At 36.1% G+C, this 21,830-nt stretch carries 18 protein-coding genes and 1 tRNA gene; 16 read left to right on the plus strand and 3 right to left on the minus strand.

Annotation, left to right across the window (positions count from 1 at the left end; all coding sequences use genetic code 11):
* Window positions 1–31: 31 nt before the first annotated feature.
* The 3 genes from AC5NT5_RS02225 to AC5NT5_RS02235 all read right to left on the minus strand — a co-directional run bounded on the left by AC5NT5_RS02225 (window position 32) and on the right by AC5NT5_RS02235 (window position 2,890).
* A complete protein-coding gene (locus tag AC5NT5_RS02225; protein ID WP_494513278.1) occupies window positions 32–1,153 on the minus strand; it encodes a FecR family protein in 1,122 nt (373 codons plus the stop codon).
* A gap of 12 nt (window positions 1,154–1,165) precedes the next feature.
* Entirely contained in the window at window positions 1,166–2,491 is a 1,326-nt protein-coding gene (locus AC5NT5_RS02230; protein ID WP_494513279.1) for a hypothetical protein, read from the minus strand.
* Window positions 2,492–2,814: 323 nt separating this feature from the next.
* Window positions 2,815–2,890 (minus strand) — tRNA-His (locus AC5NT5_RS02235).
* 284 nt (window positions 2,891–3,174) lie between these two features.
* Between AC5NT5_RS02235 and AC5NT5_RS02240 the strand changes: the two genes are divergently transcribed.
* From AC5NT5_RS02240 to AC5NT5_RS02315, 16 genes are all read left to right on the plus strand, one after another.
* Window positions 3,175–3,993: a mechanosensitive ion channel family protein gene (locus AC5NT5_RS02240; protein WP_002958438.1), complete on the plus strand. Its 819-nt coding sequence runs from the start codon at window positions 3,175–3,177 to the stop codon at window positions 3,991–3,993.
* Between the two features lie 186 nt (window positions 3,994–4,179).
* Window positions 4,180–4,962, plus strand: coding sequence for a DUF481 domain-containing protein (locus AC5NT5_RS02245; protein WP_182682499.1), 783 nt, complete (start codon window positions 4,180–4,182; stop codon window positions 4,960–4,962).
* A 122-nt stretch (window positions 4,963–5,084) separates the two neighbouring features.
* Window positions 5,085–7,760, plus strand: a complete 2,676-nt coding sequence (locus AC5NT5_RS02250) for an SLBB domain-containing protein (protein WP_494513280.1) — start codon at window positions 5,085–5,087, stop codon at window positions 7,758–7,760.
* A gap of 107 nt (window positions 7,761–7,867) precedes the next feature.
* Window positions 7,868–8,818: a Wzz/FepE/Etk N-terminal domain-containing protein gene (locus AC5NT5_RS02255; protein ID WP_494513281.1), complete on the plus strand. Its 951-nt coding sequence runs from the start codon at window positions 7,868–7,870 to the stop codon at window positions 8,816–8,818.
* Between the two features lie 63 nt (window positions 8,819–8,881).
* Complete coding sequence (gene rfbB / locus AC5NT5_RS02260; protein ID WP_494513282.1) at window positions 8,882–9,985, plus strand: dTDP-glucose 4,6-dehydratase; 1,104 nt, start codon at window positions 8,882–8,884, stop codon at window positions 9,983–9,985.
* A gap of 1 nt (window position 9,986) precedes the next feature.
* Window positions 9,987–10,859, plus strand: coding sequence for a glucose-1-phosphate thymidylyltransferase RfbA (gene rfbA, locus AC5NT5_RS02265; RefSeq protein ID WP_494513283.1), 873 nt, complete (start codon window positions 9,987–9,989; stop codon window positions 10,857–10,859).
* Between the two features lie 20 nt (window positions 10,860–10,879).
* The gene (phbB, locus tag AC5NT5_RS02270) at window positions 10,880–11,611 is read left to right on the plus strand and encodes an acetoacetyl-CoA reductase (protein WP_182716439.1); all 732 of its coding nucleotides are present in this window, start codon (window positions 10,880–10,882) and stop codon (window positions 11,609–11,611) included.
* Between the two features lie 7 nt (window positions 11,612–11,618).
* On the plus strand, window positions 11,619–12,188 hold the full coding sequence (locus tag AC5NT5_RS02275) for an acyltransferase (protein ID WP_494513284.1): 570 nt from the start codon (window positions 11,619–11,621) through the stop codon (window positions 12,186–12,188).
* Entirely contained in the window at window positions 12,175–13,299 is a 1,125-nt protein-coding gene (rffA, locus tag AC5NT5_RS02280) for a dTDP-4-amino-4,6-dideoxygalactose transaminase (protein WP_494513285.1), read from the plus strand. Before AC5NT5_RS02275 ends, rffA begins: the two co-directional genes overlap by 14 nt.
* Entirely contained in the window at window positions 13,296–14,708 is a 1,413-nt protein-coding gene (locus AC5NT5_RS02285; RefSeq protein ID WP_182716436.1) for a lipopolysaccharide biosynthesis protein, read from the plus strand. Before rffA ends, AC5NT5_RS02285 begins: the two co-directional genes overlap by 4 nt.
* Window positions 14,709–14,711: 3 nt before the next feature.
* Window positions 14,712–15,983 carry a glycosyltransferase gene (locus AC5NT5_RS02290; RefSeq protein WP_494513286.1) on the plus strand — a complete coding sequence of 424 codons (1,272 nt, stop codon included), beginning with the start codon at window positions 14,712–14,714 and terminating at the stop codon, window positions 15,981–15,983.
* A 586-nt stretch (window positions 15,984–16,569) separates the two neighbouring features.
* Window positions 16,570–17,649, plus strand: coding sequence for an EpsG family protein (locus AC5NT5_RS02295; protein WP_182716434.1), 1,080 nt, complete (start codon window positions 16,570–16,572; stop codon window positions 17,647–17,649).
* 5 nt (window positions 17,650–17,654) lie between these two features.
* Window positions 17,655–18,776: a glycosyltransferase gene (locus tag AC5NT5_RS02300; protein ID WP_494513287.1), complete on the plus strand. Its 1,122-nt coding sequence runs from the start codon at window positions 17,655–17,657 to the stop codon at window positions 18,774–18,776.
* A complete protein-coding gene (locus AC5NT5_RS02305; protein WP_494513288.1) occupies window positions 18,769–20,058 on the plus strand; it encodes an adenine nucleotide alpha hydrolase family protein in 1,290 nt (429 codons plus the stop codon). The genes AC5NT5_RS02300 and AC5NT5_RS02305 overlap by 8 nt, the downstream gene beginning before the upstream one ends.
* Window positions 20,055–20,885 carry a glycosyltransferase gene (locus AC5NT5_RS02310; RefSeq protein WP_182716431.1) on the plus strand — a complete coding sequence of 277 codons (831 nt, stop codon included), beginning with the start codon at window positions 20,055–20,057 and terminating at the stop codon, window positions 20,883–20,885. The genes AC5NT5_RS02305 and AC5NT5_RS02310 overlap by 4 nt, the downstream gene beginning before the upstream one ends.
* On the plus strand, window positions 20,885–21,820 hold the full coding sequence (locus tag AC5NT5_RS02315) for a UDP-glucose 4-epimerase family protein (protein WP_182716430.1): 936 nt from the start codon (window positions 20,885–20,887) through the stop codon (window positions 21,818–21,820). The genes AC5NT5_RS02310 and AC5NT5_RS02315 overlap by 1 nt, the downstream gene beginning before the upstream one ends.
* Window positions 21,821–21,830 lie beyond the last annotated feature (10 nt).

The raw sequence follows: 21,830 nt of genomic DNA on the forward strand, positions 1-21,830 counted from the left end.
CTCCATAATAAAAGCTTTGTATCCAATGTGTTTATGGTTCTAATTTAAAAGAACCGCTAGCATTTACATCAGGATTATTTATTTCGTTAAGATTAAAGTTGCCAGTAATGTTGTCTAAGTCATTCAAAAATATTGCATCAACATCGCCCTCGGCTTTATTGTTACCATGGGATGCAAATGTAACGGCTAGCTCAAGTTCGCTTAAATTTATTAAACCGCTGTAAGCTGCATACCAATTTCCACCCGCGTCATTAAAACTAATTTCGCCATCAGGTACGGTGCCATTATCAAAATCAACTGCCATAGTCATAGCAAAGTCAGTAACAGCACCCACACTCGAATTTACATTAAAGCTTGATGCCTCATAGTTAAATACACCTTGGCGTTGAGCTATTTGATCAGCTAAATATGCGCTGCTAACAGTTTGAAATTGTTGTTCAGAATATATATCCATAGTATCTGTATCTGCTTCAAAAGCATTTACTTCAACTTCAGTTACCGATGCTTGCTCAGTTTCTTCTTCGCTGTCGTCTTTAGAGTCAATTGCTACTATATTTTGATCAAACACGCGTGCCGCACGTGTCGTTTTAAATACTTCACCAGTGGCTGTAATTTGTGCAAACGAAAATGCCTCGTTATCACCCAAAGAAACCACGTTATTATTTTCGAGTGTTAAATCTATTGCGCCATCCCATACCGCTAAAAACACATCACCTTTAACCAGCTGAACTTCAAAATGCGTTCCGCGTATACCAATAGAGCCTACGGGAGTTTTTACATTATAAGAGCCGCCATTTTTTTTAATTACGCCGGAAATAGAGCGTAAACCGCCTTTAAGTAACTCAATAGAAGCAGAGCCTTGTTGGGTATTGTCATTAAATTCGTAGTTAGCAATATTTAATTCTGAATTTTCTTTTAAAGCGATTAAACCACCATCCGACATTGAAAATTGCGCTTTGCTTTTCTCTCCAGTCGTAATGCGATCTACACCAAAAACGGTATCTCTGCGCTGCAACTGCCGTTGTTGTTCAGAGCTTCCATCAACCGCGAGTACAGAGCCTCGTGCTAAAATAGTTTTACCAGCAGGGTCGTTTGCTTGTGTATAAAAACTTACACAAAGTAAAGTGGTAATTACAGGGAGTAAATGTTTCATAAATACCTTAAATTAAAATGAGTAAGAAGCGCTTAAATTTATATCTAAACGGTCATATTCGAATAAAGAAATATTACTGGATTTATCTTGATAGTTGGCAGCCAACTGTATGGCTAAATCGCGATTAACTAAGTAGCGAACAGAAGTTGAGAACATAAAGAGGTTATCGGCACGTTCTTGTAAAAATAAAGGGTGATCATCTTTATAATTAATCCATTGGTATCCAGCAAGAGATAACAACTGCCAATGTTGAGCCAACTGAGTGTTCACTTGGTAGTACAAGCTCGTAATATTACGGCTATTAAATTCACCTTCAGTAATGTCAGCTTCCTCGCTTTTAGCGTTAATGCTTAAGCTTTGAAACCAATTTCGAGCTGCATAGCTAGCACCTGCATTTATCGCATAAAATGAGTTATCGAGCTTTTCATCAAATCTATTGTTTAATACACCCGTAGTCGTGGAGCTAAATAAATTAACTTGTTTATTTAGCGTAAAATTAGCTCCGGCCGTTAAAGCTGATTCAGTACGATAAAGTTCGCCATCAAGCATCAACGGAGTGGTAGCAACTCGTGCAAACCAACTTATGTCATTTTGTTTATATTGATAGGCGGCATTAATGTGCGCATTTATACGATCGTATTGACTGAGTTCTTCAAACTTGTACCACCCGGTATCAATACTTAAAGTGATTAAGCTTTTTTGATCGATAGGGTGAGAGTACTTTCCTCTGTAATTAAGTCGTGCATAGTTGTCCTGCGTACTTTTACTTTCAGGCGATAACAAAAACTCACCAATATTAGGAATTATAATCGTATTTTCTGCAGTACCTGCGTTTACGTTGCCATCTACGCCAAGGGCAAGCTCAATATTTTGTTTATAAGAGCGTCCAGCCTCTTGTTGCTTAAGTGCTGCAGTTTCTAGCAATGACTGTGCTGAAGACTTTATATTATTAGGTGTGTCAGGTGAGTTGATTAGTATTAAAGCTTGAGTATCGGCAGCAGGTAAATTATTAACTGTTAAATAAGCGCGAACTAAGTACAAGCGAGCTTCATACCATCTAGGATTATTTTCAACCACGCGTTCAAAGGCAAATACAGCTGGCGCCGCATGCCCTGTTTTAAGTGCACTGACCCCTAATAAAAAGTCGTATACGGGTTCGCCCAGGTACTGGTATTCGCTATTACTTTTTTGATAAGCCTGAGTGTATTTTTTTTCAGAAACTAATTTTTGAAGCTCAATCAATAGCTTATTGAATTCATCATTGCTTTGAGCCAATGAGTTAAAGCTCATTACAGCTAAACAACTACACAGTAAATTTCCTAAAACCTGTTTAATCATGCTTAATTTTATATCCCAGTAGAAGTTTGATGTTTTGTAATAAAATGATGTTGGTACTAGAAACCTAGCACTTTTTGTATTGAAGTACAGCCAGTACAATCACATTGGTTAAATAAATGTAATTTAATTGCAGGCTGGATACTTGTTTAATAAATCTTCGCGCTAAACTAATTTTAATAGGGAAGGTTGCTGAAAAACTGTTTTAGTTTAAAATATTAATTAATTCAGGTGATAAAGCTTTGGTTTGCTGTACGGGATATTAAAAGAGATAAGTAAGGGAGATTATTCAATATAAAGATAGGATATTACTAATATAAAAAAAGTGGGGCGATTGACGGGGCTTGAACCCGCGACAACCGGAATCACAATCCGGGGCTCTACCAACTGAGCTACAACCGCCACTACACACACCTCGTTTGGTGTGGCGCGCATAATACATAAAATAATAATTGTTGTGAAGCCCAAAAGTGAAATAAATTAAAATAATTTAAATCAGGCAAATATAATTAGTATTTAGTCGTTAATATTTTTTCAAAGTAGGCTATGTTTTATCGCATAAATGCCTCTAAAAAATAGAATATACTTGCATTTAATAGTATTAATTCATTATTTCATGAGAATAAATTGTAAATTAATGTATAATAATGCCCGAAAACGCTTAATAAAAAACATTTGGAGTAAATATGGATTCAGTACTTAATTGGCTTAACGATAACTCAGGCCTAATTTTACACTACGGTATACAAGCTGTTGTTGCGCTTGTTATCTTTTTACTTGGTAGTCGTGTTGCTAAGTTTTGTTCTAACTTAACTGAAAAAGGTTTTGCTAAAAAGAAAGTAGATAAAGCTGTCGGTTCATTTGTTTCAAGTATTGTGTACACACTTGTATTTGCTGTAACTATTTTAATGGCACTTTCGCAAATTGGCATTGAAACAACTTCGTTCATTGCTATTTTAGGTGCTGCCGGTTTAGCTGTTGGTTTAGCATTACAAGGTTCATTATCTAACTTCGCATCAGGCGTACTAATTATTTTACTTCGTCCATTTAAGTCTGGTGACTTTGTTGAAGCAGGTAATAAAATGGGTACAGTTAAAAAAATCGAAATATTCTCAACTGAACTACGTACTCCAGATAACAAAGTAATTATCGTACCAAACTCTCAAATAATGTCTGGTGCTATTACTAACTTTTCACGAGAGTCTACTCGTCGTATCGATTTAGTTATTGGTGTTGGCTACGATGCTGATTTACGTCACGCAAAAGAAGTATTAAAATCTGTATTAGATGCAGAAACACGCATACTTAAAGATCCAGCTTACAATGTATCTGTAAATGAGTTAGGCGATTCAAGTGTTAACTTTATTGTTCGTCCTTGGGTTAACGCTGCTGATTATTGGCCTACTTACTGGTCATTAATGGAAAATATTAAAATCGCATTAGATGATGCAGATATTACTATCCCATTTCCACAAATGGATGTTCACTTTCACAAGCAAGACTAATTTTAAATAGTTATTTAATTAAAGTTATCTTTAATTGTTATAGTGCTAAAGAACTATTAAACATAAAATTTTCATGCGGTATTTGCTGCATGAAAATTTTTTACATTATTACTTAGCTGTTTAGCTTGCTCTAACAAGTAATGCTTTAATAAAATAGATGTACATTTATACAAAGGTTATTTTTTAATGAAATTAAAGCTTTTATCAGTTTTAGTTGCGGCTTCTGCTGCAACAAACGTATTTGCTGCAGACGCAGAACAAAGAACATGGGAAGTTACCAGTGAATTAGGTGCTATTGTCACAAGTGGTAATACAGAAACGACCACACTTAAAGGTGGCATTAAAGTTCAGCACAACCTTGAACACTGGAACAACGAATACAAGCTAGACGGCATCTACAAAGAAGATGAAGTTGAAGATGCAAATGGTGACAAAAACAAGCAGCGCACTAACGAAAAGTATTCAATTTCTGCACAAGGTAATTACAAATTAAATGAAGATCATTCTCATTTATTCATTTATGGTTCACACGTTTCAGATTATTTTGGAGCGTATAGAAGTGAGTCAGTAATTTCTGCAGGTTACGGTTTACGTTTATTAAACGAAAAAACCATGTGGTTAAGTGCTGAAATTGGTCCTGGTTATAAATACTTTGAATACCCAGATGACAGCACTGAAGTTGATGACAACGGTAACTCTCTTGCTGGTGAATTTGAAGGCGAAGTAATTGCCTTGGGTAAGTTAGATTACAACTGGCAAATTTCTGAGAATGCACGTTTTACTCAATTAGTTGCTGTTGAGTACGGTGATACAAACACTAAAACTCGCTCTGAAACTGCATTACTTGCAAAAATAAACGGCTCGTTACAAATGAAAGTCGCTTTTAATGTCACTAACAACTCAGATGTTGCTGACGACAAAGAAAGCACTGACACTGAAACGTCATTCACGTTGGTTTACAGTTTTTAACCAATGTAGTTAAGTTAATTACACTAAAGTGACAAAAGGGACGAAAGTCCCTTTTTTATTTGCCTAAAATTAAGGTATTATAGCGGCCAATTTTGGTTGTAGACCTAGGGATATACCTACTCGTGAAAGTTTTTACACAATTAATTAGTGCTTTTATTCTACTTTGTAGTTTTAGTACTTTGGCTTTTACGCCAACAGCGTCTCAAATTGAGCAATTTAAAAAGTTACCTAAGGCTCAACAAGAAGCCCTCGCAAAACAGTACGGTGTTGATATAGCAACGATCACTGGTACAAACCAATCTAATAATCAAAATAATACACAGCAGCAAAATAGTATTGGAGAACGCGCAGAACCCGAAAAAGAAAAGCTTACAGATGAAGAGCGCTTTAAACCAAAAACAGACGAATTAAAACCATACGGTTACGAATTGTTTGCAGGTGAACCAACTACATTTATGCCAAGCGAAAATGCCGCAGTACCAGATACATATATTGTGGGCCCTGGCGATCAATTAAAAATAAACTTTTATGGTAAAGAAAGTAACAGTTTTGAAGTTATAGTTGACCGTGAAGGACGTATTAGTATTCCAGATTTAAGCCCTGTAGAAGTGGCCGGTTTGACCTTTGCTGAAATTAAAGAATTAGTAAAAGTAAAAGTAGAGCAAGAGGTAATAGGTGTAAAAGCGTTTATATCGCTTGGTCAGCTTCGTAGCATGCGTATTTTAGTGCTAGGTGAGGCTTACAAGCCAGGTAGCTACAGTGTTTCTTCATTAACAACTGTTTCGCACGCATTATTTGTAAGCGGTGGCGTGTCTGATATTGCTTCTCTTCGTAATATTCAAGTTAAACGCGCAGGCAAGGTTGTAGCAAATTTTGACCTTTACGACTTACTTATTAATGGCGATAGCAGCAACGACATCGTATTAAAGCCAGGTGATGCTGTATTTATACCATCAGTTGGCGCTCAAGTAACAGTTGAAGGTGCAGTTAAACGTCCCGCTATTTTTGAACTTAAAAAAGGCGAGTCTGCTAAGCAGTTATTAGCGATGGCCGGAGGCCTTAAACCTAATGCATACGCTAAAAGCGCAATTGTAGAGCGCTTTAATTTCGATCGTAAAGAAGTACTCTCGGTCGATTTTTCAAAACCACAAATTAACTATATCCCACAAGATGGCGACCGCATTCGCTTTAATTCAGTTAGCTCGCAATATCAAAATTCAATTAGCTTAATTGGTGCAGTAGCACGCCCAGGTAATTATCAATGGCACCAAGGCAAGCGTATTTCAGATGTACTTAAATCTATACGCGGTGACCTACTACCGCAAGCCGATTTAAGCTACGGCCTCGTAATCCGCGAAATAAATGTAAACGGCGATATAGAAGCGCATCAGTTCGACGTTGCTCAAGCGATTATTAAAAACCCTGAAAACAACTTACAACTTAAAGCTAATGACAAGATAGTTGTATTTAGTCGTTTTGAAGAAAAAGAAGCAGAGCAATCAGCTCTAGCAAATATGGCCCTTAGCCAAGAGCAACAAGAGCAGCAACAAAAAGCAGAGCAATGGCACAAGTTTGAGCAAAAAGAGTTCGAAAAATATATTGGTGTTAATCTAAAAGATGAAGAACTGGCTCTTGAAGACAATAAAATACTAACAATTGCTGAAATTTCTAAACGCAAAGCAAAAGAAGAAGACCAAGAACTCAAACCTGAAGATTACGCATTATTTAGCCGCCATAACTTATTAGCGCCAATTATTGCTAAATTTAAGCAGCAAGCATCAGTGCAACAAGCTATGCAATTAGTTGAAATCAGCGGGAATGTTACTTTTCCTGGTGTTTATCCACTAATGATTGGTGGTGAGGTAAGTGATTTAATAACAGCAGCCGGTGGCCTGTTAGAGTCTGCCTACGTAAAACAAGCTGAAATTACACGTATTGTAGCCAACGATGGTTCAAAAATAGAACACTTACGATTTGATCTTGAAAGCGCCATGAAGGGCGATCTTCAAAGTAATATTACGCTACAAAGCAAAGACAGCATAAACGTATTCGCTATTCCAAATTGGCAAGAAAATGTAAAAGTAGAATTAAAAGGCGAGCTTAAATTTCCAGGTACGTACACTATACGCCGTGGTGAAACATTAACAGAATTGCTTGAGCGTGCAGGTGGTTTTTCACAATTTGCAGAGCCAAAAGCAGCTGTGTTTACCCGTACATCAATTAAAGAACAGGAACAAAAACAACTAGCGCGTTTATCCACAGAGCTTCGCCGTGATATAGCTTCTAAAAGCTTCCAAAACTCGGTGAGTAGCAGCACACTTTCTTATGAAGAAATGAATATGCTGTTAGACGACCTCGCAAGTGTTGAAGCTGTAGGACGTTTAGTAATTGATTTACCTTTAATTGTAAATAATCAACAAAACTTAGTATTGCAAGATGGCGATACACTTTATGTACCAAGTAAGCGCGATTCAATCAGCGTAATTGGTGAAGTTAACTACTCAACGTCACATCTATATAAATCAGGGGTTAGTGTTGACGATTATATAGCGCTAAGTGGTGGCCTTAAAGAGCGTGCTGCTGAAGATCGAATTTATATTATTAAAGCCAATGGTTCAGTGAAAATACCAAATACAGATGGTTGGTTTGCAGCAAACAACGAAGACCAATTGGAACCTGGTGACACTATTGTTATTCCTATGAATGCAGATCACATGGATCGACTCACACTTTGGAGCACCGCAACTCAGATCCTTTATCAGCTTGGTGTAGCAGTTGCCGCTATTAGTGGTATTTAAAAACAATGCGCGGCTTTACGCCGTGCTTTGTTTATAGGCGGGATTTTACATCGCGCATTTATTTGTAGCTGAGGCTCTACGCCGCGCAGAATGAACATGAGATTTACATGCAAAATAGTATAAATAACCCAAAACAAGCAAGAGAGCAATTCATCGCTAATGACGAAATTGATCTTCGTGAACTATTTACCGTTATTTGGCAGGGTAAATGGATCATTATCGTAATTACGGCATTATTTGCGGTAGCATCAGTTGCTTATGCCATTACTCAGCCTGATATTTATAAGTCTGAAGCATTACTTGCACCAGCGCAGCAGGATGATACTGGTGGCTTAGGTGCATTAACAGGCCAGTTTGGCGGACTAGCTAGTTTAGCTGGGGTAAATTTAGGTGGAAGCTCCAGTAATAAAGCCCAGTTAGCTATAGAGATATTAAAATCGAGACAATTTACTAAAGACTTTATTCAAAAACATAACATATTGCCCGATTTAATGGCTGTTAAAGCTTGGAATAGTGAAATTAACATAATTACTTATGATGAAGAGCTTTATATTGTAGAGCAAAATAAATGGGTGCGCGAAGTTGATGCTCCATTTAAACCAAAACCTTCTATGCAAGAAGCTTATATAGAATTTAGTGAAATCCTTACCGTCAAACCTGAGGAAGAAACTGGTATGGTAATAATTGCTATAGAGCATAAGTCTCCTTATATAGCTCAGCAATGGGTAAATTGGTTAATAGAAGATATAAATCAGACTATGAAGCAGCGAGACGTTTTAGAAGCAAATAAAAGTACTGAGTTTTTAACAAAACAAATACAGCTGACTAAAGTTTCCGACATACGTGCTGTGTTATATAACTTAGTAGAAGAACAAACAAAAACTATTATGTTTGCTAATGTGCGTGATGAATATGTATTTAAGACAGTTGACCCAGCTATAGTGCCTGAGAAAAAATCAGGCCCTAAGCGTGCATTAATATGTATTTTAAGTGTTTTTTTTGGTGCTTTCTTGGGGGGAGTACTCGTACTTATAAAGCGAGCTGTACAAAAAGATTAAACTGTCGCAGGTAGTATTATTTACCTAAAAGTTATAAATTAAATTTTAAATTTAAGGATTAGCGTGAAAATTATTGTTACCGGTGGCGCAGGCTTCATAGGCTCTGCTGTAATTCGCCATATCATAGAAAACACTAATGATTCAGTTATTAATATCGATAAATTAACTTATGCTGGTAATTTAGAATCATTAAATTCTATTGTAAATAATGAGCGTTATAAATTTGAGCAAGTTGATATTTGTGACCGTGCAGCCCTAGACCGTGTGTTTGCCGAGCACAAGCCAGATGCTTTAATGCATTTAGCTGCAGAGAGCCATGTTGATCGCTCAATTACAGGCCCCGCTGAATTCATTCAAACCAATATTATAGGAACTTACACTTTATTAGAAGCTGCTCGCGAGTACTGGAATTCACTCGAAGATAGCGCAAAGCTCGCTTTTAGGTTTCATCATATATCTACTGATGAAGTGTATGGTGATTTACCTCACCCAGATGAGCAAGCGGGTAATGCGTTGAGTAAAGCGCTACCTCTGTTTACTGAACAAACATCTTATGCACCAAGCAGTCCTTATTCAGCAAGTAAAGCATCTAGCGATCACTTAGTTCGTGCATGGCTACGTACTTATGGCTTTCCTACAATTGTAACCAATTGCTCAAATAACTATGGGCCATATCATTTCCCTGAAAAATTAATACCATTAGTAATACTTAATGCCCTTGAAGGTAAAAAACTACCGATTTATGGAAAAGGTGATCAAATTCGTGATTGGTTATATGTAGAAGACCATGCTCGAGCTTTATATAAGGTAGTGACTGAAGGTAAAATTGGTGAAACATATAATATTGGTGGTCATAATGAAAAGCAAAACATTGAAGTTGTTAAAAGTATTTGCAGTATTCTAGATACTTTAGTGCCTAAGGACTCCCCGTACTCAGAACAGATAACATACGTGGCAGATCGCCCTGGTCACGATAGACGTTATGCTATTGATTCATCAAAAATGAGTGCAGAGCTAAACTGGACACCGGTCGAAACCTTTGAAACAGGCCTACGTAAAACCGTTCAATGGTATTTAGATAATCAAAGGTGGTGTCAAAACGTACAAGATGGTTCATATCAGCGTGAGCGTCTGGGCGAAATAAATATGACAGCTAAAGGAAAATAGCATGAAAGGAATTATCCTTGCCGGAGGCTCCGGTACACGCCTTTATCCAATTACTATGGGTGTATCCAAGCAGTTACTCCCAATTTATGATAAGCCAATGATTTACTATCCGCTTTCTGTGTTGATGTTAGCGGGAATACGTGAAATCTTAATTATTACTACACCTGAAGATCAAGAATCATTTAAACGATTATTAGGTGATGGCTCACGCTTTGGCATTGAGCTTAGTTACACGATACAACCAAGCCCAGATGGCTTGGCTCAAGCATTTATTTTAGGTGAAGAGTTTATTGGCTCTGACGACGTTTGTTTATTGCTAGGCGATAATATTTTTTATGGGCAAGGGTTTTCACCTAAGTTAAAGCATGCGGTTGAGAATGCTAAGAACGGACTAGGGGCGACTGTATTTGGCTATCAAGTAAAAGATCCGGAACGTTTTGGTGTTGTTGAATTTGATGAGAAGCAAAAGGCTATTTCCATTGAAGAAAAGCCTGCTAAACCAAAGTCTGATTTAGCAGTAACCGGTTTATATTTTTACGATAATTCTGTTGTTGAAATAGCAAAACAAGTTAAGCCCTCGCATAGAGGTGAGCTAGAGATAACGTGCTTAAATGAAATTTATTTAAAGCAAAATAAGCTTAATGTTGAAATACTTGGTCGCGGCTTTGCTTGGCTTGATACTGGCACGCATGAAAGCTTACTTGAAGCGGCTCAATTTGTAGAAACAATTGAAAAGCGACAAGGCTATAAAATAGCTTGCTTAGAAGAAATTGCATTAAATTATGGCTGGTTAACAAAGCAAGAAGTTTTAAGACTAGCTAAGCCACTAGAAAAAAATAGTTACGGACAGTATCTAAAAAGTATTGCCAGCTGAAATTATAAAGTGAGTTAGTTATGAAAAAAATAGCTGTAGTGACTGGTGCTACAAGAGGTATTGGTTTAGCTATATCCCAGAAGCTAAGCCAGGATGGTTTTTTTATTGTTGGTATATCAAGGGCTGATAATCAAGAAGCAAATGATTCTTGGGTAAATTCTCTATCAAATGATTGTCGCTTATTTAAGTGCGACGTCACAAGTTTATTAGCTGTTGAAGAGATGATTGCTAAAATTAGTGAGCTTGAAGGTTCAGTTCATTTACTTGTAAATAATGCAGGTATTACAAGTGATAGTTTTTTTCATAAAATGTCATTGGAAAGTTGGAAAAGTGTAATCGATACTAATCTAAATTCATTATTTTATATTACACAACCAATATATAAAATAATGAAAGAGAACGGCGGTGGAAAAATAATTAATATTTCATCTGTTAACGGTCAAAAGGGTCAGGCAGGTCAAGTAAATTATTCATCTTCGAAGGCTGGTGTCCATGGATTTACAATGGCATTAGCGCAAGAAGGTGCTAGAAGTAATATTTTAGTTAATACAATATCTCCGGGTTATACAAACACCGAAATGATGAAGAATATTAGAGTTGATATATTGCAAGACATAAAAGATAACATTCCACTAGGACGACTGGCTGAGCCAAAAGAAATTGCTAATGTAGCTTCATTTCTTGCGAGTGATTGTTGCTCATACATTACAGGTGCGAATATTCCTGTAAATGGTGGTTTATTCATAGGGTAATTATAAAATGGCATATTTAACAGATATTGAATTACAAAGCGTTGGCTTTAAAGCGCTTGGTAAGAATGTCAAAATTAGCGACAAAGCTGCAATATATAATCCTGACCAAATTGAGATTGGTAATAACAGCCGAATTGATGATTTTTGTATTATTTCAGGTAATGTAAAAATAGGTCAATATGTCCATATAGCACCATTTTGTCTAGTTGCTGGCGGTGAGAAAGGTATTCAAATGGATGACTTTTCAGGTTTAGCTTATCAAGTACAAGTATTTAGTCAGTCGGATGATTACTCTGGTCGAACTTTAACAAACCCTACGATACCGACTAAATATAAAAAAGAGACAAAAAAACATGTGCATTTAGCTAAGCATGTAATTGTCGGTGCTGGATCAATTGTTTTTCCAGGAGTAAAGCTTGCAGAGGGCTGCTCTGTAGGTGCCATGTCTCTAGTAAACAAAACGACTGAGCCTTGGGGGATTTACGTTGGAAATCCAGCAAAGCGTGTAAAAGAAAGAAAGAAAAATTTACTTGAACTAGAAATTGAATTTTTAAGAGATAACAATGGTTCCTTTTAATATACCTCCTAAAGTAGGTACAGAATTAGCGTATATCGAGCAAGCGGTTGCATCAGACAAGTTATGCGGCGATGGTTATTTCTCTAAAAAATGCGAAAAATGGTTTGAAGACAGCTTCAACACAACAAAAGCATTACTGACTCCCTCATGTACAGCATCGTTAGAGCTAGCCGCTATTTTGATTGATATTCAGCCTGGTGATGAAGTTATAATGCCCTCATACACATTTGTATCTACAGCGAATGCGTTTGTATTACGTGGTGCAAAAATTATATTTGTTGACGTTCGTCCGGACACAATGAATATTGATGAAACACTCATTGAAGCTGCGATTACGGCTAACACAAAAGCAATAGTGCCAGTACATTACGCAGGTGTAGCTTGTGAAATGGATACAATACTTGCTATCGCAGAAAAATATGAATTGTGGGTAGTAGAAGATGCAGCGCAAGGCGTAATGTCTACCTATAATGGTAAAGCACTAGGAACTCTAGGCCATATAGGCTGTTATAGCTTTCATGAAACTAAAAACTACTCATCGGGTGGTGAAGGTGGGGCTATTTTAATTAATGACCCTAAGCTAGTTGAACGAGCTGAGATTATACGTGAGAAAGGAACAAACCGTAGCCAGTTCCTACATGGTATTGTTGATAAATACACATGGCAAGACATAGGCTCGAGCTTTTTACCAAGCGAGTTACAAGCGGCATATTTATATGCTCAACTGGAAGCAGCAGACACGATAAATAATTTCCGTTTATCAATATGGGAACGTTATTACAATAAACTTAGCCTAAAACTAAAGGCTGAACAGCTACCTCATATTCCGGATTCATTAACACATAACGCGCATATGTTTTATATAAAATTGAGCTCCGATAAAGAGCGAAATGACTTTATAAGCCATATGAAAAAATTCAACATTACTACGCCGTTTCACTACATACCCTTACACTCAAGCCCAGCAGGAAAGCAGTTTGGTGTGTTTTTAGGTTGTGATAATTACACAACGGTTGAAAGTTCAAAGTTAGTTCGTTTACCTCTTTATTATGGCATGACAAATGAGGACCTAGACACGGTTATAAAAATAGCTTTGGAGTTTTTTGTTTGAAGGCAAAAACAATATTACAATTCTCTATAGGGCCCATAGGCGCTGCTTTATTAAGTTTAGTTACCCTACCATTTGTGGCATGGTTTTTTTCGGTAGAAGATGTTGGTCGCTTAACTATGCTGCAAGTTGTGCTAAGCCTATCAGTATCATTGTTTAGCTTAGCTATGCATCAAGCTTATGTACGTGAATATCATGAAGAGGATGATAAGCAAGCCTTATTTAAAGCTTGTGTTATCCCAGGCTTGGCAGCTTTACTTCTAGTGAGTGGTATTATAATTATACTGCCATTTTCAATGTCCAAACTGCTATTTGGGATTGACTCAGCTTTACTTACTTTTCTGTTGTTGGTAGGAGTCTTAGCTAGTTTTTTTATTAACTTTTTAGTGCATGTTGTAAGGATGCAAGAACGTGGTTTAGTCTTTTCAGCAACTCAATTAGCTCCAAAATTATTTTTATTTATATTTATTAGTTTAATAATGATATTGAACTTAAAAGCTGATTTTGAAACATTGATGTTAATGAATATTCTCGCTGTTTTTTCATCATTGCTGGTTTTTTTATGCTTGACTAAAGATACTTGGCTGCCAGCTCTTAAGAAAAGTATAAATGTTGTGCTTTTAAAAGAAATGCTTCATTTTAGTCTTCCATTAGTTGCAGGTGGGATAGCATATTGGGGGCTGACGACAATGGACCGGTTTTTTTTACGAAGCTTATCCGGCTTTGATCAATTAGGTGTTTACGCATTAGCTGCTTCAATTGCTGGTTCAGTATCTGTTGTATCTAGTATTTTTTCTAACCTTTGGCATCCAATTTTATATAAATGGGCTAAGAGCGAGGTTGATCAAACAAAAGTGCAACGTGTAATTGATAATATGATTATTCTGGTAGCGTTCATATGGTCTTTAGCTGGGATTGGCTCCTTTCTAGTACCTTGGTTTTTACCACCGCAGTACCAAGCTATTGAATATTTACTTGTAGCTTGTATAGCGATGCCGTTATTTTATATGTTAAGTGAAACAACAGGTGTTGGTATTGGTATAACTCGACGCTCAAAGTATTCAATGTATGCTTCACTTTCAGCGTTTTTGGTTAATTTTTTGCTGAACTTCTTGTTAATTCCGAACTTTGGCGCAGCTGGAGCTGCATTAGCTACGGTATTAGCATTTTTTGTTTTTTTTACTTTTAAAACAGAAGCTAGTATGAGCTTATGGCGTAAAATACCACGACTAAAAATGTATATGATCATACTTTCGTATGTTGTTGCTACATCTATAATGGTGCTAACAAGTGCTAGCTTAGAATATTTCTATTTGATATGGGTTGTTTTATTCACTTTTACTTGCTTACTTTATGTTAGTAGAGTTTTTGAGAATGCAATAATATTAAAAAACTTAATAATAAAAAGGTAGTCAATGTTATTTATTTATGGAGCCCTAACTGTAGGTGGGATCGAGACTTTTTTCGTAAGAATGGCAAAAGAGCGATTTAAAAATAACTTACATACATCTATTTTGCTGCTATCGAAACCCGAACTGAGTAATGCCGAGTTGCTATCTGAAATGAAAAAATACGCTAATGTGATTTTTCCAAAGGATATTTTTCATGGCCCAGCACTTTTATGCCGTCGCTTACCACTATTATGTCAAGTGGATGAAGAAAGGCTTGTAGCTAATTTAAAATCGATTGATCAAATTCATGTCTATCATGGTATGCATGCTTTACTTGGTTACAGGTTAGCTCAAAAATTAAAAAAAACCATTCCAGTTACAGTTGGCTTTTATCATTATATTAAGTACCTGTGGGGCGGTGATGATGTTGCTTGGCATGAAAAGTTAAACAGGAAATTCATATTTAAATATCTTCCAGAGGAATCATTGTCTTTCTTCTCAGAAGGTAATAGAGAGCTGTATATTAAGCATAAAAAGCAGAAGTTTGAGAAATCAAATACATTTAGACTAGGTGTTATAGATAAAAAGATAATAACACTATCTGGTGATCTAGTAGCCCCTGTTAAAATTGCAGCTGTCGGGCGATTGGTTGAATTCAAAACCTATAATTTTTATATGATTGATGTGATAAAAGAATTGAGACTCAAAGGTGTTGATATACAGTTCGATATATATGGAAGTGGGCAATTAAAGCATCAAATTCAAGATAAAATAAATAAAGCTAATTTACAAGATCGCATTGCTTTAAAAGGCACCTTAGATTATTCAAGTTTTGATTCAACTGTATCGAACTATGATTTATTTATCGGTAGTGGTACTGCGATTATCCAAGCATCATCATTAGGCGTCCCTAGTATAGTTGGTGTAGAAAACATGGTAGAACCGAATACTTATGGATATTTCTGTGACGTTTGGCAGCATGAGTACAATTTAAAAGGGCTAAATTTACCACTACTTAAGATTGAAGATATTATTAATGAATTTATTAGTATGGAAAAAGATAAAAGGGTAGAGTTAAAGGAGAAACATCTCGATAGTATTAATATGTTTACAAATGAAAGCTGCCAAAATTCAATGGACGTATTGAAACACATTGAAATGCCTTTAGATGACTTTAAATTTAATAAATACTTTTACGAGTTATCTAGAATTTTTGACTGGTTCAACATAAAGTTCAATAGCAAGCATCCGAGAAGAACCCAGTTTGAAGACTATAGAAATATTAATGAAGATTGATTAGCAATAATGGTTTAACTCTTCGTTAAGGTTTTTGCCTTGACTCATCTAATAATAGTTGTACTTAATAGTTCGTATTTTTAAACTAAATAAACGTTAAAGGGTATAAATCTTACACTTTAAGAGGAATTATATGAAAGCTATAGTTCGGTTTAAGAAAGGCAGGGCTTTAGCTAATTTTTCTTTAATATCTTAACCACCCATGCCTCCAATGAATTTACTCATATAGGCTTTAAACTTTTCTACATGGGAGATTTAATAAATTATTAGCAAAAACTTTTATTAGGCGCTGTCTATTAAGTGTTAATAGACATTGTTTGGTAAATGAGCTGAAGCTGATAGATTAGGGAATATAAATTAGGGTTTGATAATTATTAGTGAAAGGCTGGATATAAGCAGCGTTGATTAATATGTACAGGAAAAATAATTTTACTTATTGGCTTTGGTTAGTAGAGAAGCAGTTATACTGCAAATGCTACTTCGAAACGGTAAATTTAACTAAAAGGCCTGAGACTCTCTGTAATTTCTCTCTTAGATTTAACCTTTCGAATATAACTGAATATTATGTTCCCATTTTGAGTTTTTTATGATTTTTTATATCGTTTTTTTTGTTTTTGTTCTGCTTTCACTTTTATCAATCGACAGGCATTCAAAAGAGTCTTATCTCTATCTCGTTACATTACTTTTTTTTACATTTCTAGTTGGATCAAGGTATGCTTCTACAGATTATTTTCAGTATCAGTACATATATGAAAACATAACCGATATTTCGAAATTAGGTCTATTTATATATCCAGTTTCTATAACAACGCCAATTGAGTCTGGTTTTGCATTATTTGCTCTATTTATTAAAGCTATAGGCGGAGATTTTTTCCTATTTATTTTTGCTTTTTCTTCTATTTCTATTTATCTGAAATTTAGAGCTTTTCGCAAGTTATCGCCTTTTTTTTTAGTAAGTATTTTAGTTTATATTTCAGATGAATACTTTTTTAAGGATATGGGGCAAATTAGAAACTCTATGGCCTCCGGTATATTACTTTATTCTTTTTATTGTATTTATCACGGGTGGTTTTTCCGACACGTAGCAGTGGTTTTTTTAGCTGGTATGTTTCATAGTTTCGCTTTTATAGCACTTTTTCTTTACTTTGTAAGATATTTTAAGTCCAGAACTGTCATGACTTTAATTGCCATTGTGTCTTTTATCATCGCGGCTTTGGGCGGTGTTGGTATGATGATCCCTGAAGTAGCCAGCGGATTTGGTTTAGAAAATACATCAAGAATAATCAAGTACACAAATAGCGAGTATGCTGACGGTAAAAGCGTGCTAAGTGGGACGGTTTTATTTCATATTTTTTGGTGCTTTTTTTACATTAAGTATTACCACCTACTGAAAAATAAATGGTCATATAATGATATTCTTATTCCTATTTATGTATATGGTACTTGTATTATGCTGGTATTAATTGATTTTGGTATAGTATCAGCAAGGGTTAGAGAAATGATTTGCTTACCGGCAAATGCGGTTTTGCTCCCCTCATTTTTGCTTCTTTTTAAAGGGCAAGATAAAATCCTTGGTTATTTAGCTATTTCTGGTTATTGCTTATTGTATTTCTTAGCATTGATGAGCGACTTCCCTTATAACTATCAGTTATTTTTTTTACGGTGAATAGATTGAAAATTCTTTATTTGGTATCAACATTACAAAAAGCAGGCCCTACATCTCAGCTTTACTATATTATTAGTAACCTCCCTGCGAATATAACGCCAGTACTCGTAACACTTTCACAAGAGCCTGCTCAAAGTAGGTTAAATGACTTTAAGGCGTTGGGTATTAAACATTATCAGCTTAATCTGTCACGGTTAGAGGGGGTGTTTTTAGCCAAAGGCAAAGTGAAGAGTATAATTGAAAAAGAGCTACCTGACGTAATCCACTCACAAGGCCTTCGTGGTGATGTGCTTGCATCCAAGTTCACAGATGAAGTGCCTGTCTTGTGTACTATACGAAACTTTCCCCAATTAGATTTTCCAATGACATATGGCCGTGTTATCGGCAGTATTATGGCTTACCAGCAAATCCGAGCACTGCGACAAGTATCACAAGTATGCTGCGTATCTGATGCTGTAAAAGATAATCTTGAAAAAACTTACAATATAAATGATGCTGTTACAGCACTTAATGGGGTTGATACACTAAATTTTTACCCTGCTGATTCAAAACAAAAATCGTCTCTTCGAAAAACGTACGGTATTAACGAAAATAGTAATGTGTGGATATCATCTTTGGGCAAAGATAATAGAAAAAACTCAGTAACTGTTGCGGCTGCTTTTAAGCTATTTTTAACCGAATATCCTGACGATACGTTGATTTTTATAGGAGATGGGCAGCAAAGAGGTGAGTGTCAAAAAATTGCCGCTGAGAGTTCACAGTTTAAATTTTTTGGTAAAGTAAGTAACGTATCTGATTACTTACGAATGGCAGATTATTTCATATCAGCTTCTCGTGCTGAAGGTATGCCTAATGCCGTGCTTGAGGCGATGTCATGCGGGTTACCATCTGTTTTGTCAGATATAGAACCACATCAAGAAATTTATGCTTTGAATCCAAATGGGTGTGTAACGTTCAAAACAGAAAGTGACACTGATTTATATAGTAAGCTCGTAGAGCTAGTAAAGTTCGACAGGCAATGCATGGCTGACGCTACGATTGCCGTTGTAAACCAACACTTTAGTAGTGGTACAATGTCAAAGAAATATCAACAAGCTTACCGTGAAGTGGTAAACAGTAATGGGTGATCCTGAATTGAGAAATAAATTAAGTACTGCACATATTGCGACTTTCGCAAAACATATGCTTTGCCCTTATAGTGTATTGTACCCAAATCAAAATACCGAGCTATCAGAGCAGGGCTTGGAAGATTTTACTAAGTACCCTTATCGTATGTTATCTGATTCCTATGAAGCTGATAGTGATGCTAGTGAAGACATTTTGCTTGATGAAATTGCAAAGTCATTAAAAAATGTTGATAGTTGTAAACGTCCTTTATTGTTATTGAGCGATGGAAAAGACTCAATGGGCCTTGCTTTAGGTTACTCACACCTAGGGATGAAAATTGATACTCTAACTTTTTTAAGGCGCGATGACAGCAAACTAAAAGACTATATTACAAATATTTGTAATAAACTTGGTCACACTGCACACTTTGTAGAAGTAGACGAAATTATAACTAGCTTTGATAAAAGTATTTTTCTTTCAGCTTGTGAAAATATGAATACTCCGGTTTTAGATCAAGGTTTTTTATTCTTTTTATTTGGCTTGCGAACTTTCTTTAACAACCCTAACTTTGACCCTAGCGACTATGTCATAATTGATGGTCTCGGAAATGATGAAACATTCGGGTACTTGCCATCAGAACATCAGATTCGCTCATTTAAGTTGGCAAAAATGGGTATTTGGAAGATGCTCCCTAAATCTTGTCACAGTTTAAAATGGTACTTACGCTCACCAGCTGAGTCTCATGGTGATTTGTCAGCACTTGCGTGTTTTTTTCCAATTGGTTCAAGCTATGACCTTAATAAGTATTTTTCAAAAATAGAAGCCAAAACACAAGAGTTATCTTTTATAGATTTTAGAGCTTTTTCACGTGGTGCTTTTCATGATCACCAATGTATGATGGGGAAAACGGTTGCATCTACAAAGCACTTAGGTGCCGATGTAAACTTCCCTTGGCTAGCATCAAGCTTAGCTAAATATGTGTTTAATCTTCCTAAAAATAAAAAATTTGATTTTAACTCCTTAACGAATAAAGTCTTACTTAGGGAGTTACTAGAAAATAAGCTAGGTTGGCACCAGCAAAAAAGAGGAGTGGACTTATATTTCGATTTGGATCTAGATTCATTTAAAATTAACGTATTAGACAAGATTATTCCCGAGAAGATAACGAAAATAATCAAGAGCAATAAACTATTGCCTAGCTACGTTAAGCAGCGAGCATATTTAGAGCTGCTAAATTTATATGGCTTCTGTATCGCTCAAGGCATGGCGAGCTCTGATATTGAGGATATATTGTTAAAATGACACCATTTTCAGTATTAGTCTCAGTTTATGCTAAAGAAAAACCCAATTGGCTAGCTGAGGCATTAGATAGCATACTTGTTAAGCAAAGTGTGTTGCCTAGCGAAGTTGTATTGGTTGTTGATGGTCCCATAACTGATGAGCTGGAAGCTGTTATATTAAAGTATAAATCTCAATATAGTGAAACTTTTGTTGTTCATCATTTATCTTCAAACTATGGGTTAGGCTATGCATTAAATGAAGGTTTAAAAATATGTAAGTATGACTTAATAGCAAGAATGGATGCTGATGATATTGCTCAGCCAAACCGTTTTAAGGTGCAACTGGCTTTTATGCAAGATAACCCAATCGTTGATATTTTAGGCAGTCCTGCCGAGGATATTAATGAAAATGGTGAATCTATAGCGGTGAGGTCTGTACCCTCAGAACACGATGACATATACAAGCTTATGTGGACCTGTCCACTTATTCATCCATCTGTTATGTTTAAAAAGAATGTTGTGCTTAATGCAGGTTCTTACACAAAAAGTCTGAAACGGCGACAGGATTATGAGTTGTGGTTTCGTTGCGCTCAACAAGGTGCACATTTTGCAAACATTTGTGAGCCGTTAATTCGCTATCGAATTACAGATAACACCTACGCTAGAAATAGTTTAAAAGTAGCATGGCAACAAGCAATGATTGGCTATAAAGGTTGTAGAGCTTTATCTTTAGGTTTAAAAGCACACATTGGTGTTTTTTATCCTGTTTTTAAAGCATTACTGCCATTGAAAGCTAGAAAGGTGCTAGAGGGGTTGATTAAAAATTTCGATCCTAGGGGGAAACATTAATGTCAGTTGAGCGTATTTTATTAACAGGAGCTAATGGTTTTGTAGGCGGGCAGCTTTTAACAGAACTCAATGATAACGAAGTTATTATTTTAGGTAGAACTCCTTTGTTACATAGTCAGCATAAGTTTTTTCAAAGCGAACTTAGTGATAGCGCAGACTATACAATAGCTCTCAATGGAGTTACTCATGTTGTTCACTGCGCTGCTAGAGTACACGTTATGAAAGACCCATCTTCTGATCCACTTTCTGAGTTTTGTGCTGTAAATACCCACGCCACGTTAAATTTAGCGCGTCAGGCCGCAGATGCGGGCGTAAAGCGATTCATTTTTTTAAGTTCTATCAAAGTAAATGGTGAGTCTACATCAAACGGTCTGCCTTTTTCTGTGTTTGATAAACGTTTGCCCGCAGATCCTTATGGTGTTTCCAAAGCTGAAGCGGAGCAAAGTCTAATTAAACTTGGTGAAACTACGGGCATGGAGATTGTAATTATTCGTCCACCATTAGTTTATGGAGAAGGCGTAAAGGCAAACTTTGCCTCACTTATGCGTTTTATAGGAAAAGGTTTTCCATTACCTTTTAGATCGATTAAAGGCAACAAACGTAGTCTAGTGTCAGTATATAACTTAGTTGATCTGCTTAAAATATGTATAGAACACCCAAAAGCTGCGAATCAGATATTTTTAGCGAGCGATGATAATGATTTGTCAACAGCTGAAATGGCAGCTCTAATGGCAAAGGTGCAAAATAGAGAAAACCTTGCTTTGCCAATACCTGTTTGGTGCTTTAAATTAGTGGGCAAGTTGCTCAATAAAAGTGATATGGTCGATAGACTTATAGGCTCATTGCAATTAGATATCACGCATACGAAAGAGACACTTAATTGGAAGCCGCCATACTCAGTTGAGCATGGTTTTAAGCTTGCGGCTAAAAAATAATTAATGGATT

The organism is Pseudoalteromonas sp. J2K-J599 (assembly GCF_059295115.2).

Bases quoted from the DNA above. Each gene is read 5' to 3' on its own strand.
- AC5NT5_RS02225 (WP_494513278.1), bottom strand. From the start codon at position 1,153: ATGAAACATTTACTCCCTGTAATTACCACTTTACTTTGTGTAAGTTTT.
- AC5NT5_RS02230 (WP_494513279.1), bottom strand. From the start codon at position 2,491: ATGATTAAACAGGTTTTAGGAAATTTACTGTGTAGTTGTTTAGCTGTA.
- AC5NT5_RS02240 (WP_002958438.1), top strand. From the start codon at position 3,175: ATGGATTCAGTACTTAATTGGCTTAACGATAACTCAGGCCTAATTTTA.
- AC5NT5_RS02245 (WP_182682499.1), top strand. From the start codon at position 4,180: ATGAAATTAAAGCTTTTATCAGTTTTAGTTGCGGCTTCTGCTGCAACA.
- AC5NT5_RS02255 (WP_494513281.1), top strand. From the start codon at position 7,868: ATGCAAAATAGTATAAATAACCCAAAACAAGCAAGAGAGCAATTCATC.
- rfbA (WP_494513283.1), top strand. From the start codon at position 9,987: ATGAAAGGAATTATCCTTGCCGGAGGCTCCGGTACACGCCTTTATCCA.
- phbB (WP_182716439.1), top strand. From the start codon at position 10,880: ATGAAAAAAATAGCTGTAGTGACTGGTGCTACAAGAGGTATTGGTTTA.
- AC5NT5_RS02275 (WP_494513284.1), top strand. From the start codon at position 11,619: ATGGCATATTTAACAGATATTGAATTACAAAGCGTTGGCTTTAAAGCG.
- rffA (WP_494513285.1), top strand. From the start codon at position 12,175: ATGGTTCCTTTTAATATACCTCCTAAAGTAGGTACAGAATTAGCGTAT.
- AC5NT5_RS02290 (WP_494513286.1), top strand. From the start codon at position 14,712: ATGTTATTTATTTATGGAGCCCTAACTGTAGGTGGGATCGAGACTTTT.
- AC5NT5_RS02295 (WP_182716434.1), top strand. From the start codon at position 16,570: ATGATTTTTTATATCGTTTTTTTTGTTTTTGTTCTGCTTTCACTTTTA.
- AC5NT5_RS02305 (WP_494513288.1), top strand. From the start codon at position 18,769: ATGGGTGATCCTGAATTGAGAAATAAATTAAGTACTGCACATATTGCG.
- AC5NT5_RS02310 (WP_182716431.1), top strand. From the start codon at position 20,055: ATGACACCATTTTCAGTATTAGTCTCAGTTTATGCTAAAGAAAAACCC.
- AC5NT5_RS02315 (WP_182716430.1), top strand. From the start codon at position 20,885: ATGTCAGTTGAGCGTATTTTATTAACAGGAGCTAATGGTTTTGTAGGC.